Origin of the sequence: Flavobacterium cheonhonense, from assembly GCF_035671315.1 — a bacterium.
Taxonomy (GTDB): Bacteria; Bacteroidota; Bacteroidia; order Flavobacteriales; family Flavobacteriaceae; genus Flavobacterium; species Flavobacterium cheonhonense.
The window spans coordinates 235,204-252,052 of the sequence record NZ_JAXAVY010000001.1 but is presented as its reverse complement, the minus strand read 5'-3'; the positions used below and the strand labels follow the sequence as shown (position 1 = coordinate 252,052).

Sequence of the window (16,849 nt, the reverse complement as noted above, 5' to 3'; positions counted from 1 at the left end):
AAATATTTATATTTGATATGATTGAAGCCAAAATAAAACTGGTTATGGAACACGAAATTACCGTCTCAGATGACAATATCGGAAGTAAAATATTTGTGATTCGACATCAGAAAGTGATGTTGGATAAGGATTTAGCAGCGCTTTATCAAGTCGACACCAAACAGCTAAAGCGTCAAGTCAGAAGAAATATCGAGCGTTTTCCGGAAGATTTTATGTTTGAGTTGACTCAAGGCGAATATGAAATTTTAAGGAGCCAATTTGGCACCTTAAAAAGAGGAGAACACTCCAAATACCTTCCCATGGCCTTTACCGAACAAGGTGTTGCCATGTTGTCGAGTGTGCTGAGCAGTCCGACTGCTATAAAAGTCAACATTCAAATCATTCGGGTTTTTGCCAAAATCAGAGCTTTATATGTCGATACTTTAGACTTAAAATTAGAAATAGAAGCCATCAAGAAAAAACTGTCTCATCAGAGTCAGAACATCGAGTTGGTTTTTAATTATTTAGAGGAGTTGATGGATAAGAAAGACGATAAAACTCCCAGAAAAACTATCGGGTTCAAAACCAAAGATGATTAAATTTTCTTGCGCATTCTGGCCACCGGAATGTCCAATAACTCACGGTATTTAGCAATCGTTCTTCGGGCAATAGGATAACCTTTTTCTTTTAAGATTTCAGCCAATTGATCGTCCGGTAGCGGTTTGGTTTTGTCTTCTTCCTCGATTACCGTTTTCAGAATTTTTTTGATTTCCAAAGTCGATACGTCTTCGCCTTGATCGTTTTTCATCGCTTCCGAGAAAAATTCTTTAATCAGTTTAGTGCCGTAAGGTGTATCCACATATTTGCTGTTGGCTACACGAGAAACCGTTGAGATATCCAATCCAACCAAATCAGCGATATCCTTTAAAATCATCGGTTTGAGTTTGGTTTCTTCACCATCCAAGAAATACTCACTTTGGAAATGCATGATGGCATTCATGGTTACATAAAGCGTTTCCTGGCGTTGTCTGATGGCGTCAATAAACCATTTGGCCGAGTCCAATTTTTGTTTGATGAACTGTACCGCATCTTTTTGTTGGTGCGATTTGTCGCGGGAATCTTTATACGTTTGCAACATTTCCTGATAATCTTTGGAAACGTGTAAGGTTGGCGCATTTCTGCCGTTAAGTGTTAACTCCAATTCACCATCTACAATTCTGATGGTAAAATCGGGTACAATTTGTTCGATAACTCGGCTACTGCTGTCAAACGAACCACCCGGTTTTGGATTTAGTTTTTCGATTTCCTCAATGGCTTTTTTTAGGCGATCTTGGGTAATCTCGTATTTCTGTAATAGTTTTTCGTAGTGTTTTTTAGTAAAAGCATCAAACTGATTTTCGATGATATTGATGGCCAAATCAACGGATTCAGTTGGCGTTTTGTGCTTCAACTGCAATAATAAACATTCTTGTAAGTCGCGCGCACCAACGCCGGCAGGTTCTAATTCGTGGACAATGTGTAAAATCTTTTCCACCGTTTTTTCATCGGTATAGATGCCTTGGGTGAAGGCCATATCATCTACCATATCCGAAATGCTTCTTCGCAAATAACCGTCATCGTCTATACTGCCCACCAAAAACTCGGCAATCTCACGTTGTTCATCGGTTAAAATAAAGGTATTCAATTGGTTGATCAAATCCTGATGAAAGCTAACCGGTGCGGCGAACGGCATTTCGCGGTCGTCATCGTCGTCGCTGTAGTTGTTGGCTTGTAGTTTGTATTCGGGCGTTTCGTCGTCACTTAAATACTCGTCGATGTTGATTTCATCGGTGTCGATGTTTTCGTTATCGTCGAACTCATCGTACTCGTCATTGTTGTCAAATTCGTCTTTCTCATACAATTCCTCTTCTTCTTTTCCGCTTTCCAGAGCCGGATTCTCTACCAATTCCTCTTTCAGCCTTTGTTCAAAAGCTTGCGTAGGCAACTGAATTAACTTCATCAGCTGGATTTGCTGAGGCGATAATTTCTGGGTGAGTTTAAGATTTAGAAATTGTTTGAGCATTTTTTGTTGTATGTTGTAAGTTGTAGGTTGTGAGTTGAAGTTAACATAGAACCTACAACTTACAACCCAAAACATTCTTTAAAATTCTGCATTTTGCGGTGTTCTCGGGAACGGAATTACGTCTCTGATGTTGGTCATTCCGGTTACGAAAAGTACCAAACGTTCAAAGCCTAATCCGAAGCCGGAGTGAACGGCAGAACCAAATCGACGGGTGTCTAAATACCACCATAATTCTTCTTCATCTATGCCGATGGCTTTCATTTTTTCTACCAAAACATCGTAACGCTCTTCTCTTTGAGAACCGCCTACGATTTCTCCGATACCCGGGAACAAGATGTCCATGGCACGAACGGTTTCTCTGCCCGGCTCGGTATTGTCGTTCAAACGCATGTAGAACGCTTTAATCTTGGCCGGATAATCAAACAAAATTACCGGACATTTGAAGTGTTTTTCAACTAGGAAACGTTCGTGTTCACTTTGTAAATCGGCGCCCCATTCTTCAATAAGGTATTGGAATTTTTTCTTTTTATTCGGCGTCGAATCTCTTAAAATATCGATAGCCTCAGTGTAAGAAACACGTTTGAAATCGTTGTTCAAAACGAAGTTCAATTTCTCTAACAAAGCCATTTCGCTGCGTTCCGCTTGTGGCTTTTGTTTTTCTTCGTCTAATAATCGGCCTTCCAAGAATTTCAAGTCATCGGCACATCTTTCTACCGCATAATTGATGACAAACTTGATGAAATCTTCTGCCAAATCCATGTTGTCTATCAAATCGTTGAACGCTACCTCCGGCTCAATCATCCAAAATTCAGCCAAGTGACGAGAAGTATTCGAGTTTTCCGCGCGGAACGTTGGACCGAAAGTATAAATTTGTCCCAAAGCCATAGCGAAGGTTTCGCCTTCTAACTGACCGGAAACGGTTAAATTGGTATGTTTTCCGAAGAAATCTTTTTTGTAATCGATGTTGCCTTCTTCGTTTTTAGGCAAATTATCCAAAGGCAAAGAAGTAACTTGGAACATTTCGCCTGCACCTTCTGCATCAGCTCCCGTGATAATTGGCGTGTTCACGTACACAAAACCTCTGTCTTGAAAATAGGTATGAACCGCATGGGCCAATACCGAACGCACTCTCATAATAGCTCCGAACGCATTGGTTCGCACACGCAAATGCGCATTTTCTCTTAAGAATTCCAATGAGTGTTTCTTAGGTTGCATTGGGAATTTCTCGGCATCGCAATCGCCTAAAATTTCCAATTGGGCAACTTGGATTTCATATTTTTGACCGGCACCTTGGCTTTCTACCAACTTTCCGGTTAAAGCTACAGCCGTTCCGGTGTTGATTCTTTTCAAAGTGGCTTCCGGTGTGTTTTCAAAATCAACTACACACTGTAAGTTATGAATGGTTGAACCATCGTTTAAAGCAATAAACTGATTGTTTCTAAAAGTTCTTACCCAACCTTTAACGGTTACCTCATAATTCGTTTTCTCGCTGCTCAGTAAGTCTTTTACTTTTGAATGTCTCATTAGAATATCAGATATTAAATTTTAAATAGTAGATTTTAGAATCTTAACGCAAATATAAATTATTTATTGTTTTTTTCTAGCGCATCAATTTCTTCGTCGGTATGTTCTAAGATGTCGATGGTTGGTTCCGGTAATTCTTGCTGGTTGGCCAAAGTTTTATTTAACGACAGTACTAACGATGGCAACAATACCAAGTTAGACAGCATTCCGAAAGAAAGCGTTAAAGCGACCAATCCGCCCAAAGCGACCGTTCCGCCAAAGCTCGATAACATGAATACCGAAAATCCGAAAAACAATACGATTGATGTGTAAAACATACTGATTCCGGCATCATCAAAGGTAGCAAAAACCGATTTTTTGATTTTCCAATCGTTGCGAGATAACTCCAATCGGTATTGGGCTAAGAACCGCAGCGTATCGTCGACCGACATTCCGAAAGCAATACCAAACACCAATAAGGTTGACGGTTTTAACGGAATATTTAAAAAGCCCATCAAACCGGCAGTCATTATTAAAGGTAGTAGGTTCGGAATAATCGAAACCAACACCATTTTGAAAGAACGGAACATAATGGCTACCAATGCTCCGGTAAGGAAAAAGGCGAATAACAAGGAAGACAATAAGTTGTCTAGCAAATATTGCGTTCCTTTTTGAAATACCGATGGTTTTCCGGTAATGATGACTTCGTATCTTGGTGACGGGAATAATTTGTCGACTTTATTGCGGATGTGTGCTTCGATGGCGTCCATTTTTTCACCGTTTTCGTCTTTGATAAAAGTGGTCATGCGCGCTACACTTCCATCCGAAGAGATATAACTTTTCAGCTGATTGTCTTTAGTGTTTTTAATGGAGTTCTTGATATAAGGCAATAAAAACATTTCTTCATTGGACGACGGCAACGTATAAAAATCGGGATTTCCGTTGTAATACGCTTGGTTGAAACTTTTGGCAATGTTTACAATCGACAAGGGTTTGGAAAGCTCCGGAATGTCGATGATGGTTTGCTCCAATTCTTCCATTCTGCGCAAGTTGCTGCCTTTCATGGCGCCGTTTTTTCGTTTGGTATCAATCATGATTTCCAAAGGCATCACACCATCAAATTCTTTTTCAAAGAAGCGTATGTCTTCAAAAAAAGCCGTTTTTTTAGGCATGTCTTCAATAATACTGCCCGAAATCCGAATTTTGTTGATACCTATCAAACCGAAAACCAATAAGCAAATTGCGGTGATGTAAACTCCCAATCGGTTGTATTTTACCGTGTTGACAATCCATTTCAAAAATGATGTCAACGATTCGCGTTCCAAATGACCTAAATGTCTTGGGATAGGCGATGGAATGTAGCTGAAAAATATCGGAATCAACAACAAACTCAAGAGATAAATCGCCAAAATATTGATGGTAGTCACTACACCGAATTCACGCAACAACACATTATTGGTAGCAATAAAAGTGGCAAAACCAACCGCTGTAGTGATGTTGGTCATCAAAGTCGCTGTACCGGTTTTGGTAATCACGCGTTGTAAGGATTTGGCTTTGTTGGAATGTTTGTGGTATTCCTGATGGTATTTGTTGATGAAGAAAATACAATTCGGTATTCCGATTACAATCACTAATGTTGGTACCAAAGCGGTCAAAACCGTAATCTCGTAACCCAATAATCCCATTAATCCGAACGACCACATTACGCCGATAATAACCACGATCATCGAGATTAGCGTAGCGCGGAATGAGCGGAAAAAGTAGAAGAAAATCAGTGAAGTAATCAACAAAGCCGCGCCGATGAACAAGCCAATTTCGTCAATGATGGTTTTGGCATTCAAAGTTCGAATGTAAGGCATACCGGAAGTATGGAGGTCAATTTGAGTTGTTTTCTCAAATTTTTCTATGGCCGGAATCAAGTCGTTTAACACGTATTCTTTTCGGGCTTTGGTGTTTACAATTTTCTTGTCGAGGTAAATGGCCGAACGAACCGCACCGGTTTTTTTGTTGAATAACAAGCCTTCGTAAAACGGCAAGCGGGTAAACAATTCGGTTTTGATGGCTTTCAGATACTTTTCATCTTGGACTTTATTCGAATCCACCAATGGTTTGAGTTCGAAAGTCTCCAGCGAATCATTCTTGATTAGTTTTTGCAAGTTGTCTACCGAAACCACCAAACTCACTTCTTTGTGTGATTTGATAGTCGTCATCAACTCGCTCCAAGCGGCGTAAACCTTTGGGGTGAATAACCGATTGTCTTTGGTGGCAATGACAATCAAATTGCCTTCTTCGCCAAATTGATCCAGGAATTTTTGATAGTCTACATTTACTTTATCATCGGCCGGAATCAAATTGGCTTCGGTTTGGGTAAAACGAATGTTTTTCCATTGTAGGGAAAGCAATATGGTAATCAGAATAATACTGCCCAAAATGACAATTCTGTTTCTCAGAATAATTCGGGCTACCAATTCCCAAAAACCAATACCTAACAACTTTTTCATAAAACCTAAAATGGGTTGCAAAGGTAATCAAAACCTCAAAAAATTAGGATGATACAGGGTAAAGTTTTCTTAATTTTTGCTTTAATTTTCAAGCTGATTTTAATTAATAGTTATCGATGTAAAAAAAGTGAAAAAAATACGTGGCTTTTTAGCATCTTTGTAAGCACAAGCACAACTTTTTTCGGATGAGAAATTTAAAAAATACGTTATTTTACCTAGTCATTACCGGTGGTTTTACGGCCTTGATGTATTGGATAATTGAGCAAGGCAAACTCTTGGAAGTTGGCCGAAAAATTGTTTCACCTACTTCTTCCGATAGCCAGTGGATTCAATTCTTGAGTTCGCTGTTTCATAACTTGCAGCATCCGTTGGCGTTATTGCTCGTACAAATCATTTCCATCGTCATAGTGGCGCGTATTTTTGGGTGGATATTCAGAAAAATTGGGCAACCGTCTGTCATTGGTGAAATTATAGCCGGAATTGTACTCGGACCGTCGTTATTCGGATTGTATTTTCCCGATTTAAAAGACGCCTTGTTTCCCGTGGCTTCCTTGGGCAATTTGCAAGTATTGAGTCAGGTTGGATTGATTTTGTTCATGTTTGTCATTGGAATGGAGCTCGACTTAAAAGTGCTCAAAAACAAAGCCAATGACGCTGTTGTCATCAGTCATGCCAGTATTGTTATTCCGTTTGCCTTAGGTATCGGATTGTCTTATTTTATCTATCAAAATCACGAATTTACGCCTGAAGGGGTCGAATTTTTATCATTTGCCTTATTCATGGGAATTGCCATGAGTATTACAGCTTTTCCGGTGTTGGCCCGAATTGTACAAGAACGAGGCATTCACAAAACCCGATTGGGAACCATTGTTATTACCTGCGCCGCCGCCGACGATATCACTGCTTGGTGTTTGTTGGCCGCCGTAATTGCTATTGTAAAAGCCGGCAGTTTTGTGAGTTCGCTGTACATAATAGGTTTGGCGGTTTTGTATGTGTTGATGATGCTTTTTGTGGTGAAACCGTTTTTAAAACGCGTCGGCGATTTGTATGCTAAGAAAGAAAATATTAAAAAATCGGTAGTAGCTATCTTTTTCCTGACCTTGATGGTTTCCGCTTATTTGACTGAAGTGATAGGCATTCACGCGCTTTTCGGAGCCTTCATGGCCGGTGCTATTATGCCCGATATTGCCAAATTCAGGAATGTTTTTATAGAAAAAGTAGAAGATGTTTCTGTGATTTTGTTATTGCCGTTGTTTTTCGTTTTCACCGGTTTACGTACCGAAATCGGATTAATCAACGAACCGTATTTGTGGAAAATTACCGGCTATATCATTTTGGTGGCTGTAGTAGGGAAGTTTTTCGGTAGTGCTTTGGCTGCGCGTTTTGTCGGACAGAACTGGAGAGAGAGCTGGACCATCGGCGCTTTGATGAATACCCGTGGATTGATGGAGTTGGTCGTATTGAACATCGGTTATGAACTCGGCGTTTTATCGCCAAAAGTGTTTACCATGATGGTGATTATGGCTTTGGTAACCACCTTTATGACCGGTCCGGCGCTCGACATCATCAACTTTATTTTTAAAACCAAAGATGTCATTATTCCTTCGGAAGTCAAAAAGAATTCAAAGTTCAAAATCTTGATCTCTTTTGGGAATAACGAAAAGGGCAAATCACTTTTGCGCTTGGCCAACAGCTTGGTAAAAGGACAGCCCGAAGCCGCCAACGTGACCGCAATGCATTTAACCATGAGCGACGAAATGCATGCCTTTAACATAGAAGAATACGAAAAGGAAACCTTTGACCCAATTGTAAAAGAGTCGAAAAAACTCAACCAAGAGATTACTACCATTTTCAAAGCCACCGGAGATATTGAAACCGATATAGCCGATGTGGCTTTTGAAGGCAAATACGATTTGGTTTTGGTAGGTTTGGGAAAATCTATTTTTGAAGGTACGATTTTAGGGAAAGTGTTGGGCTTTACGTCGCGTATCATCAATCCGGATCGTTTGTTGGACAAATTCAAAGGAAAAGAAGGTTTGTTCGAAAATTCGCCTTTCGATGACCGAACGCGACTAATCATCTCCAAAACCAAAACACCGTTAGGAATTTTAATTGACAAAGATTTAAAGCAAGTCGATAAAGTTTTCTTGGGTATTTATAGCGTTGGCGATGTGTTTCTGATTGATTACGCCCAACGATTGATGCAAAACAATAACGCACAAGTGACGATTTTAGATAATAACGACCACACCAAAAACAACTTTTTGATTCAAAATTCATTAGAGGCTTTGGAGCAAAAACACGGTGATAAGTTTGATGTTTTCCAACCCAACCAAATTACCAAACCGTTTCTATTAGAGCAAGATTTGGTGATTTTCAGTTTGGAGACGTGGAAGCATTTGGTGGATGAAGAAGTGTCGTGGTTGCAGGATATTCCTTCGGTGTTGATTGTAAAACCTTAACGAAACCCATTCGGAAATTATAAAGGCTGATAATCCTTGGTTTGTTGTCTTTTTTATAATCCCAAATCAAGTACAAAACTCAACTTAATGGCAATGTTGTCTTCCAAACGCGCCAATTGATTCGGGCCGTAACGGTAAAATCCGGTCAAACCGAAACCTTTGTAAATTTGGTTCAACTCGATGCCCGATTCAAAGAAACCACGGTCTAAAGTCTTGAATTCAATGCCGATATGGTCTTCCGGTTTTTTAAGATTGCCCCAGGCCATACGTGTAACCAACACCAAAGACGGTTTTACTTTTTTGAACAATTCCACGCGTTTGAAGCCGTGTTTGAACTGCAGCATCACAAATTCGGTCGAGAAAAATTCATTGAAATACATCGTTTCAAAGCTGTTTTTACCGGCTATGGTAACTCGTTGCAGCAAATTGTCTTTGGTTAAATTGTTGGGAGAAGTATTGTACAAATGCGTCAACGGTAAGTCGCCGAAAACATAACCGCCTTGGAGCAATACTGCCGATTTTTGGCCGTTGAGGTATTTTTTTTCGTATTCGATGCGCGCATCAATTTTGCTAAACTCGAAGTCGTTATTGAAAAAATTCGACAGTGATTTGGTCAACTGAAAAGTGAATTTCGGATACCGTTTTTCGTATTCAATTTTGCCGTTAGGCGTTTGCATGTAGGCGCTGTTCGGATTCCACTGAATCGAAACCATAGCAGAGGTCATGGCGAAGTTGCGAAACAATTGGTCTTTGTACACAAAGGTATAATCGAATAAAGGCGTGATGTCGCTGTGTGCAATTTGCCAAATACTTTCCGTTTTTGGGATGATTTTGGTTTCTATAAACGCCCGCCAGGTTTGATGGTTGTAAAAGGTGCTGATGTTAATCGGTCGCGGATCATACAACTTGAAAACCCTTTTGTCAATAGCAAAATTGGTACTCGCAATCTCCCGAACATCATCGGTAAAAGAGCCGCCAATCCAGGTGTTTGAGAAGTTGCCTACGCGGATAGCACTGCCTATATGGTATTTGTTTTTTTCGTCTTTCAAACCGTATGCGGCATAGCCTTCTAAACGGAATATTTTGGAAAATTGTTCGTTGGTTACACCGCCCAATCCCAAACGAAATCCCTCGTAATTGTTGTAGCTCAACAAGTAGCGTAAATCAAAATCTATTGGTCCGAAAGGCAAATAACCGTTGATGATTTTTCGTCCGAATTTGATTTTTTTCTCAATTTTTTCCTTCGTTACTACACTGTCTAAAACGACATAGGTTCTTTCGCTTCTGGTGTCTAAACTGTCGCTTCTGTTTTCTTGCCAAAAAGTTTCGTCTCTTTGATTAGCATTGGCTTTAACATCGATGGCAATGGCTGTTTTTTTGATTTTCAATTTCGGATTCACTTGCAAATCGTAGACTTGCATTTCGGAGGCGAGATAGGTAAAATCGGAAGCGTCTTTACGAATTTGATTGTCATCGTCTTCGGCAGCAAACTCAATGCGACCACCCAAAACCGCGGTTGGTTCTTTGCTTTTACCTTTGATGATTTTGAAGTTTTTGCGTGTAGGAAACCAAACTTTTTCTTCACTCAAATACCTAAATTCGTGTGTTCCGGTAATGTTTAAAACGCTTCGAATGCGCATTATTGCTTTGGCTACGGCAAAATTTTCTATATCGATGTACAGCAAACCTTCCAATCCTTTGCGGCTGATTTTATTCTTAAAATACACCACAACCACGTTGCGATTGGCAATGGTAGTAGTATCTAATATTTTGTATCGATATTCTTTAAGGGCTTTATCAGCAATCGGGCTTTTGTATTTGGTTTCGAACAGTTCGTATTTATCGTCGTACACCGAAGACGATTGCAAACTAAAACCCAACAATTCATAAATTGGCTCTTTAAAACCGGCCATTTTGGTGCCGAGTATGGTTTCTTTCAATAGCGGTTTTTCGAATTGAAACTGAGAGACTTTTTCGGTTAAAAACAAATGCTGTTTGGTGATGAGTTTTTTGAATTTGTAGTCGGAGGAATCTATTTTGGCGATTTTGTCTTTGGTTGTAAAATCGGCAAAAACAGTATCTATTTTACCCGAAATAGAATCAGGATTAGCGGTTACTAAGAGTTTGTTATAGGTTTTGTACTGAAAAGCAGTTAGTTTTTTGAGCGGATTGTTGTTGTTTTTATGGGTAATGACTTTTCGAATAAGATCGTTAGCCGGATTTTCAGTGCTTAGGACTACTTCTTGTAATGCATCGGTTTGCGGTGAAAGCAAGATGGTGAAGTAAGGTTTCTTTTCGAATAAGGAAATGGTTTGCGATTGATAACCAACATAAGAAATTTTTAAAATCTCGGGTGGTGTAAGCAAAGTGAAACTGAATTTACCATCGACATCGGCTATGGAAACGGTTCCGTTTTCGGTGGCAATGGTGGCAAAAGGCAGTGCTTTTTTGGTTTGTGAATCTTTTACAATACCGTTAATTTGAAACTGTGCCTGCAGAGACAAGGTGCAAAAAAGAAACAAAAAAGGCAGTAGCTTCATTGGAAAGGAATTGATACAAAACGGCTTACAAAAATAGGAATAAAAAAATCCGTACGAGACGGATTTTAGTATGAATTAACAAAAGTTACACTTTCATAATTTCGGCTTCTTTGATGACCAAATGTTCTTCAATTTTTTTGATATAAGCATCAGTTAATTTTTGAACATCTTCTTCTGCTTTTTTGCAGTCATCTTCCGAAGTACCTTCTTTTTCTAATTTTTTGATTTCGGTGTTGGCATCTTTACGAGCGTTGCGGATACCGATTTTAGCGTCTTCTGCTTCCGCTTTGGCTTGTTTTACCAAGTCGCGTCTTCTTTCCTCTGTTAACGGCGGAACACTAATGATAATGTTGTCACCATTGTTCATAGGGTTAAACCCTAAGTTGGCAATCATAATGGCTTTTTCGATAGGATGCAACATGCTTTTCTCCCAAGGCGTAACGGTAATGGTACGCGCATCAGGAACATTAATGTTAGCTACTTGTGATAATGGGGTTTGTGAGCCGTAATAGTCAACAAACACACCGCCCAACATTTGAGGGGTTGCTTTTCCGGCGCGAATGTTTAAAAATTCTTTTTCCAAATGCGCCACAGAACCGTTCATAGATTCTTTAGTGCTGTCTAAGATAAATTCAATTTCTTCCATTTTTTTAAAAGTTTTATGTTGTAGGTTGTGAGTTGTAAGTTTTTAACATATAACCTACAACATACAACTGACAACTATATTTTAACTACTGTTCCTATGTTTTCGCCTTCGCAAATTTTAAGTAAGTTGCCTTTTTTATTCATATCGAATACCACTATCGGCAATTCGTTTTCCTGACTCAAGGTAAATGCTGTCGTATCCATTACATTCAATCCTTTTTTAAGGACATCATCAAAGGTAATACTTTCAAACTTTACGGCATTCGGGTTTTTCTCCGGATCGGCATCGTATACACCGTCAACACGAGTGCCTTTTAAAATCACATCAGCATGTACTTCAATGCCGCGCAAAACCGCTGCAGTATCAGTGGTAAAATATGGATTTCCGGTCCCGGCACCAAAAATCACGATTCTGCCTTTTTCCAAATGGCGAACAGCTCTTCTTTTGATGTAAGGCTCAGCTATCGCTTCAATTTTCAAAGCGGTTTGCAAACGGGTCAACATGCCTTTGTCTTCCAAAGCACCTTGCAATGCCATACCATTAATCACGGTGGCTAACATCCCCATATAATCGCCTTGTACACGATCCATACCGTTACTGGCTCCGGCAACGCCTCTGAAAATGTTTCCACCGCCGATAACAATGGCAATTTCAACACCTTTGTCGTGGATTTCTTTGATTTCGTCTGCATATTCGGCCAAACGCTTAGGGTCGATACCGTATTGTCTGTCGCCCATCAAGGCTTCGCCACTCAATTTCAGAAGAATTCTTTTGTATTTCATTCTTGTGTGTATTTTTAGTTAGGAGTCATGCTGTTGCTCTTTGAGCTCGAGTCATCAGTTGTGTTAGTTTTGCTTTTGTCACTAAGGCGCAGCCATTGTTTTTGTTGAAAAAAGTTAGGATTCGCTTTCCGGTCAAAAGTGTTGCAAATATAAACATATTCTGTTTTGCTGTAGTATTCGTTAAAAATATTGTTGAGTAACATTTATCACTTTTAAATACTGAAGGGTTTTGTAGCTTTGCAACATCAAATTCACATTTATGGAATCTATCATTCAAAGCAGTGTAGCGAACAGTATAACCTACGAAAACTACAGAAACACCATTGATACCTTGCTGAAAGAAGGCAAGTCAACCGGACATGAGCAATCGGAAGCCTTAACGCATTACTCGGAGCTTAATGTTACTCGAATGAATCGTTTGGACAAAACCATGACTGTGGCAGCGGAATTTGCCGAGCAATTAAAAGAATTAAAAGGCGACTATTTCTGGTTGGTTATTTCAGAAGGTTGGTGTGGCGATGCAGCACAGTTGGTACCCATTTTCCATAAAATGGCCGAGTTGTCTCCGAATATTGAAATGAAAATAGCCCTGCGTGATGACAATGATGCTTTGATGAATTTGTTTCTGACTAACGGCGCCCGAAGTATTCCCAAGTTGATCATCTTAGATAAAAATACTTTAGAAGTTTTAGGCGATTTCGGGCCAAGACCGCAAGAGGCTAAGCAATTGATTTTAGATTACAAAGCGGAACATGGTGTGGTGGATGAAACGGCGAAAACCAATTTGCAATTGTGGTATTTGCATGATAAAGGTTTGTCCACCCAAAAAGAAATTATGGCAGTTATGGCGGCAGCCGAGTTAAAACATGATGTAGTATAAGCCAATCGAAAAACTACCGATCCTTTCCGGGGTAACTTTTGAAAAGCCGTATTGGCACAATTCTATATACAAGCCTAAACCACTGTCGTCGTCTTCCAAGCCTAAGCTGATTTTTTGAAAATTCCCGGAAAGCTTATCACCGGTTAGCGACAGACTTCTGCCATAGCCTATCTCGGAGGTGATTCGGAGGTCTTCGCCTACTTTCGGACTCAAGCGTAGGGAACCAAAAACGGGTGCTACTATCAAGCCTTTGTTGGCTTTCCAATCGATACCAACGTTGATTCCAACGCCAACCCATTTGTCGTAATGTGTTCCGATTCCGGCTCTGGCACTCAAACCATCCAACAAAAACCAAGGTTCGTTTTCTCCGGTGTACGGATTGACTTCACCCGCATATTGATTGACTCTTAAAGGAGACGAAAGTTCAAATTTTTTGTAAAAGGGTTTGTCGTCTTCGGGAAACATTTCCGGTTTTACTGTTACTACTTGGGCAAAACCCAATTGAAATAAACCCAGAAACAACAACCATAATTTAGGCTTCATCGGCATTTATTTTTTGTTCAAAAGCTTCCGGAGTGATTCCGTTTTCCACGGAGTAATCGCCAATTTTAGTGCGGCGCAAAACCGATAAATAACCGCCTGATTGCAATGCCTTTCCAAAATCATAAGCCAAGGAGCGAATGTAAGTACCTTTACTACATTTAACCCTGAAATCAATTTCCGGCAACGCTTTACGAGTAATTTCAAATTCGTAGATGGTGGTTTTTCGGGCTTCGATTTCCACCTCAGAACCTTCACGAGCGTGTTCGTACAAACGCTTCCCATCTTTTTTGATGGCCGAAAATACCGGTGGTTTTTGGTCGATTTCGCCTAAAAACTGTTGAAGCGTGGCTTCGATTAATTCAGCGGTGATGTGTTCGGTTGGGAAAGTGGCGTCAACTTCCGTTTCTCTATCGTACGACGGCGTGGTGGCGCCCAAGACTATGGTTCCGGTGTATTCTTTCGCCTGACCTTGAATGTCCGGAATCATTTTGGTGAACTTTCCGGTGCAAACAATCAGTAATCCAGTAGCTAACGGATCTAAAGTACCGGCATGACCGATTTTGAATTTTTTAGGAAGATCGTATTTTCTTTTTAAAACATATTTCAGTTTATTCACTGCCTGGAAGGACGACCAAGTGAGCGGTTTGTCGATGAGCAAGACCTGACCTTGCAAAAAATCTTCAGCAGTTTTCAATGGCTATCGGTTTAAAGAGAAGTAAATCAGCAAGGCTACACCAGCTATAATTCGGTAATATCCCCAAGGTTTAAAACCGTATTTTTTGATGATGCCGATGAAAAATTTAATGGCGATCACGGCGACTATAAACGCCACGATGTTGCCCACTACAAACAGTTTTAAATTATCGGAAGATTGCGTCAGCAATTCGTAACCTTTAAGCTGAGAAGCTTCATAAGTTTTCAAGAACAACGAATAAGTTGTTACCGCCAACATGGTAGGAACCGCCAAGAAAAACGAAAATTCCGCCGCCGTTTCTCTCGTCAATCCTTGTTGCATTCCGCCAATAATAGAGGCTGCAGAACGACTGGTACCGGGCATCATCGCCAAACATTGCCAAAAGCCAATGGTAACGGCTTTTTTTACGGTAATGTCTTCTTCATGGGCCACTGTCGGATGGTTAAAACGACCGTCAATAAACAGCAGCACAATCCCGCCAAGAATCAAAACAATTGCAATGGGAATCGGGTTGCCCAATACGGCTTCAATCTTGTCGTCGAACAATTTTCCCAAAACCAAAGCCGGAATGACAGCACAAGCCAATTTGAGGTAAAAGCTGAGTTTACTGAAATCGAAAAACTTTCGCCAATACAAAACCACCACCGCTAAAATGGCTCCGAATTGAATCGAAACCTGAAATAATTTTACAAAGTCGTCTTCTTGGATACCGAAAAAGGAGCTGGTAAAAATCATGTGAGCTGTCGAAGAAACCGGCAAGTATTCGGTTAAGCCTTCGATTATGGCGATGAGTATCGCTTGAATGTAATCCATGGTTAGATTGTTAGATTATTAGATCATTAGACCTTAGATAAACACTTCTAAGAAGTCTATCCCGAACCTTCGGGACTAAGGTGTCTAATACGTCTATTTGCTTTTCTTGAAAATCGAATAAATGGTAATCCCGAAACCAATCAAAACAACGGTTGGTGCCAAACGGATTCTGCGAAAATTGAATACTTCATCATTCCATACTTTCGGGTCATCGCTGCCACCGCCACTCATTAGGATAAAGCCCAAAGCAATCACGGCAATACCGATGAGTAATATTTTGTAGTTTACCTTTTCAAAAAGAAAATCCGGCTTTTGCTCGTTGTTTTTCATGTATTATTTCTTTAATTCTTAAATCAAAAATCGTTATTCTTAAATCAACAATCAATAAAGATCGTCTGTTCTTAAATTCAAAAAGCGTTGGGTGGCAAAAAAGGTGCTCAACCAAGTAATCAACATTCCCAAAACCACAACGCCTAATAATACAGCGGCAATGGCCAATTGATTCTCCATAATGCCCAAGTTGTCATAATTGGTTTCAAAATACACCAATACGCCAATCAAGGCAAACACCGCCAATAGCGAACCAATCAATCCGAGAATCAAACTTCTAACAATAAAAGGTTTACGGATGAATGATTTGGTCGCGCCAACCATTTGCATCGTTTTAATAATAAAGCGATTCGCATAAATCGACAAACGCAGCGAACTGTTGATGAGCAACACCGAAATAACCGCAAAAATCCCGCTGAAAATAAGTATCCACAGACTGACTTCCTGAATTTTATCGTTGACTTTATCCACCAATTGTTTGTCGTATACTATATCCGCAATCATCTCGTTCTTGCGCAAACGGTTCTGGATTTTAGCAATACTGTCGTTCACTACATAATCGGCTTTCAAATAAATGTCAAAGGAATTTTGCAACGGATTCACACCTAAGAATTGCATAAAATCTTCCCCTATATCTTTTTTATGCATTTCAGCCGCTTTTTCTTTAGAAACATATTCGTAAGATTTGGCAAATTTGGCCGTTTTCAACTCTTCGTCAAAAGCCTTGATGATGGTATCGTTAGCGTCATTTTTAAAGAAAACAGTCATCGCAATTTCTTCCTTAAAATTGTTGGAAATGCGCTTGGAATTCAACACAAAAAGTCCCAATAAACCCAATAAAAAAAGCACTAAAAAGATACTCAAAACTACCGAAAAATAAGAGGTAATTACCCTGCGTTTCTGAAACTTTTCAAATGATGATGCCATAGACTGTATTTTATGGGGTAAAAATAATAAAGAAAATTGTTTTTCCCCTTTATAACGCACAAACTTTTAACTTTATTATATTAAATGTAAATTTGTCGCTCAAAATTTTTATGAGCGAATGGTTCGGGCATTTTCACCCCGAAGCTTCGGGGCATTTTCCCGCTTTCCGGGTTACACGGTAACCTCT

Annotated in this window: 14 protein-coding genes; 3 read left to right on the top strand and 11 right to left on the bottom strand. The window is 39.8% G+C overall.

What is annotated here, in order from left to right:
* Positions 1-44 precede the first annotated feature (44 nt).
* Positions 45-578 carry an ORF6N domain-containing protein gene (locus SK086_RS01070; RefSeq protein ID WP_324689123.1) on the top strand — a complete coding sequence of 178 codons (534 nt, stop codon included), beginning with the start codon at positions 45-47 and terminating at the stop codon, positions 576-578.
* Here the strand turns inward: SK086_RS01070 and rpoN are convergent.
* The 3 genes from rpoN to SK086_RS01055 form a co-directional block, all read right to left on the bottom strand.
* Positions 575-2,041, bottom strand: coding sequence for an RNA polymerase factor sigma-54 (gene rpoN, locus SK086_RS01065; RefSeq protein WP_290874378.1), 1,467 nt, complete (start codon positions 2,039-2,041; stop codon positions 575-577). The genes SK086_RS01070 and rpoN overlap by 4 nt on opposite strands.
* A 78-nt stretch (positions 2,042-2,119) precedes the next feature.
* Positions 2,120-3,565 carry an asparagine--tRNA ligase gene (gene asnS / locus SK086_RS01060; RefSeq protein WP_324689120.1) on the bottom strand — a complete coding sequence of 482 codons (1,446 nt, stop codon included), beginning with the start codon at positions 3,563-3,565 and terminating at the stop codon, positions 2,120-2,122.
* Between the two features lie 59 nt (positions 3,566-3,624).
* Positions 3,625-6,045 carry an efflux RND transporter permease subunit gene (locus SK086_RS01055; protein ID WP_324689118.1) on the bottom strand — a complete coding sequence of 807 codons (2,421 nt, stop codon included), beginning with the start codon at positions 6,043-6,045 and terminating at the stop codon, positions 3,625-3,627.
* Positions 6,046-6,230: 185 nt separating this feature from the next.
* Between SK086_RS01055 and SK086_RS01050 the strand changes: the two genes are divergently transcribed.
* Entirely contained in the window at positions 6,231-8,507 is a 2,277-nt protein-coding gene (locus tag SK086_RS01050) for a cation:proton antiporter domain-containing protein (protein ID WP_324689115.1), read from the top strand.
* Positions 8,508-8,560: 53 nt separating this feature from the next.
* Here the strand turns inward: SK086_RS01050 and SK086_RS01045 are convergent, their stop codons facing one another.
* From SK086_RS01045 to pyrH, 3 genes are all read right to left on the bottom strand, one after another.
* Complete coding sequence (locus SK086_RS01045) at positions 8,561-11,047, bottom strand: DUF5686 and carboxypeptidase-like regulatory domain-containing protein (protein WP_324689113.1); 2,487 nt, start codon at positions 11,045-11,047, stop codon at positions 8,561-8,563.
* A gap of 85 nt (positions 11,048-11,132) precedes the next feature.
* On the bottom strand, positions 11,133-11,693 hold the full coding sequence (gene frr, locus SK086_RS01040; RefSeq protein ID WP_324689111.1) for a ribosome recycling factor: 561 nt from the start codon (positions 11,691-11,693) through the stop codon (positions 11,133-11,135).
* Between the two features lie 74 nt (positions 11,694-11,767).
* A complete protein-coding gene (pyrH, locus tag SK086_RS01035; RefSeq protein WP_290874088.1) occupies positions 11,768-12,475 on the bottom strand; it encodes a UMP kinase in 708 nt (235 codons plus the stop codon).
* Positions 12,476-12,734: 259 nt separating this feature from the next.
* Here pyrH and SK086_RS01030 point away from each other — a divergent pair, with 259 nt between their 5' ends.
* Positions 12,735-13,355: a thioredoxin family protein gene (locus SK086_RS01030; protein ID WP_324689108.1), complete on the top strand. Its 621-nt coding sequence runs from the start codon at positions 12,735-12,737 to the stop codon at positions 13,353-13,355.
* Here SK086_RS01030 and SK086_RS01025 read toward each other — a convergent pair.
* The 5 genes from SK086_RS01025 to SK086_RS01005 form a co-directional block, all read right to left on the bottom strand.
* Positions 13,335-13,898: a hypothetical protein gene (locus SK086_RS01025; RefSeq protein WP_324689106.1), complete on the bottom strand. Its 564-nt coding sequence runs from the start codon at positions 13,896-13,898 to the stop codon at positions 13,335-13,337. The two genes, SK086_RS01030 and SK086_RS01025, sit on opposite strands and share 21 nt — an antisense overlap.
* Complete coding sequence (gene truB, locus SK086_RS01020) at positions 13,888-14,592, bottom strand: tRNA pseudouridine(55) synthase TruB (RefSeq protein ID WP_324689104.1); 705 nt, start codon at positions 14,590-14,592, stop codon at positions 13,888-13,890. The genes SK086_RS01025 and truB overlap by 11 nt, the downstream gene beginning before the upstream one ends.
* Before the next feature lie 3 nt (positions 14,593-14,595).
* On the bottom strand, positions 14,596-15,405 hold the full coding sequence (locus SK086_RS01015) for an undecaprenyl-diphosphate phosphatase (RefSeq protein ID WP_324689102.1): 810 nt from the start codon (positions 15,403-15,405) through the stop codon (positions 14,596-14,598).
* 93 nt (positions 15,406-15,498) lie between these two features.
* Entirely contained in the window at positions 15,499-15,735 is a 237-nt protein-coding gene (locus SK086_RS01010) for a DUF3098 domain-containing protein (RefSeq protein ID WP_290874069.1), read from the bottom strand.
* Between the two features lie 51 nt (positions 15,736-15,786).
* Positions 15,787-16,662 carry a cell division protein FtsX gene (locus SK086_RS01005; RefSeq protein WP_324689099.1) on the bottom strand — a complete coding sequence of 292 codons (876 nt, stop codon included), beginning with the start codon at positions 16,660-16,662 and terminating at the stop codon, positions 15,787-15,789.
* Positions 16,663-16,849: the final 187 nt, after the last annotated feature.

What these genes read in the sequence shown, in the direction of transcription:
- SK086_RS01050 (WP_324689115.1), top strand. Translation starts at nt 6,231, where the DNA reads ATGAGAAATTTAAAAAATACGTTATTTTACCTAGTCATTACCGGTGGT.
- SK086_RS01015 (WP_324689102.1), bottom strand. Translation starts at nt 15,405, where the DNA reads ATGGATTACATTCAAGCGATACTCATCGCCATAATCGAAGGCTTAACC.
- SK086_RS01025 (WP_324689106.1), bottom strand. Translation starts at nt 13,898, where the DNA reads ATGAAGCCTAAATTATGGTTGTTGTTTCTGGGTTTATTTCAATTGGGT.
- rpoN (WP_290874378.1), bottom strand. Translation starts at nt 2,041, where the DNA reads ATGCTCAAACAATTTCTAAATCTTAAACTCACCCAGAAATTATCGCCT.
- SK086_RS01030 (WP_324689108.1), top strand. Translation starts at nt 12,735, where the DNA reads ATGGAATCTATCATTCAAAGCAGTGTAGCGAACAGTATAACCTACGAA.
- frr (WP_324689111.1), bottom strand. Translation starts at nt 11,693, where the DNA reads ATGGAAGAAATTGAATTTATCTTAGACAGCACTAAAGAATCTATGAAC.
- SK086_RS01070 (WP_324689123.1), top strand. Translation starts at nt 45, where the DNA reads ATGGAACACGAAATTACCGTCTCAGATGACAATATCGGAAGTAAAATA.
- SK086_RS01055 (WP_324689118.1), bottom strand. Translation starts at nt 6,045, where the DNA reads ATGAAAAAGTTGTTAGGTATTGGTTTTTGGGAATTGGTAGCCCGAATT.
- pyrH (WP_290874088.1), bottom strand. Translation starts at nt 12,475, where the DNA reads ATGAAATACAAAAGAATTCTTCTGAAATTGAGTGGCGAAGCCTTGATG.
- asnS (WP_324689120.1), bottom strand. Translation starts at nt 3,565, where the DNA reads ATGAGACATTCAAAAGTAAAAGACTTACTGAGCAGCGAGAAAACGAAT.
- SK086_RS01045 (WP_324689113.1), bottom strand. Translation starts at nt 11,047, where the DNA reads ATGAAGCTACTGCCTTTTTTGTTTCTTTTTTGCACCTTGTCTCTGCAG.
- SK086_RS01010 (WP_290874069.1), bottom strand. Translation starts at nt 15,735, where the DNA reads ATGAAAAACAACGAGCAAAAGCCGGATTTTCTTTTTGAAAAGGTAAAC.
- SK086_RS01005 (WP_324689099.1), bottom strand. Translation starts at nt 16,662, where the DNA reads ATGGCATCATCATTTGAAAAGTTTCAGAAACGCAGGGTAATTACCTCT.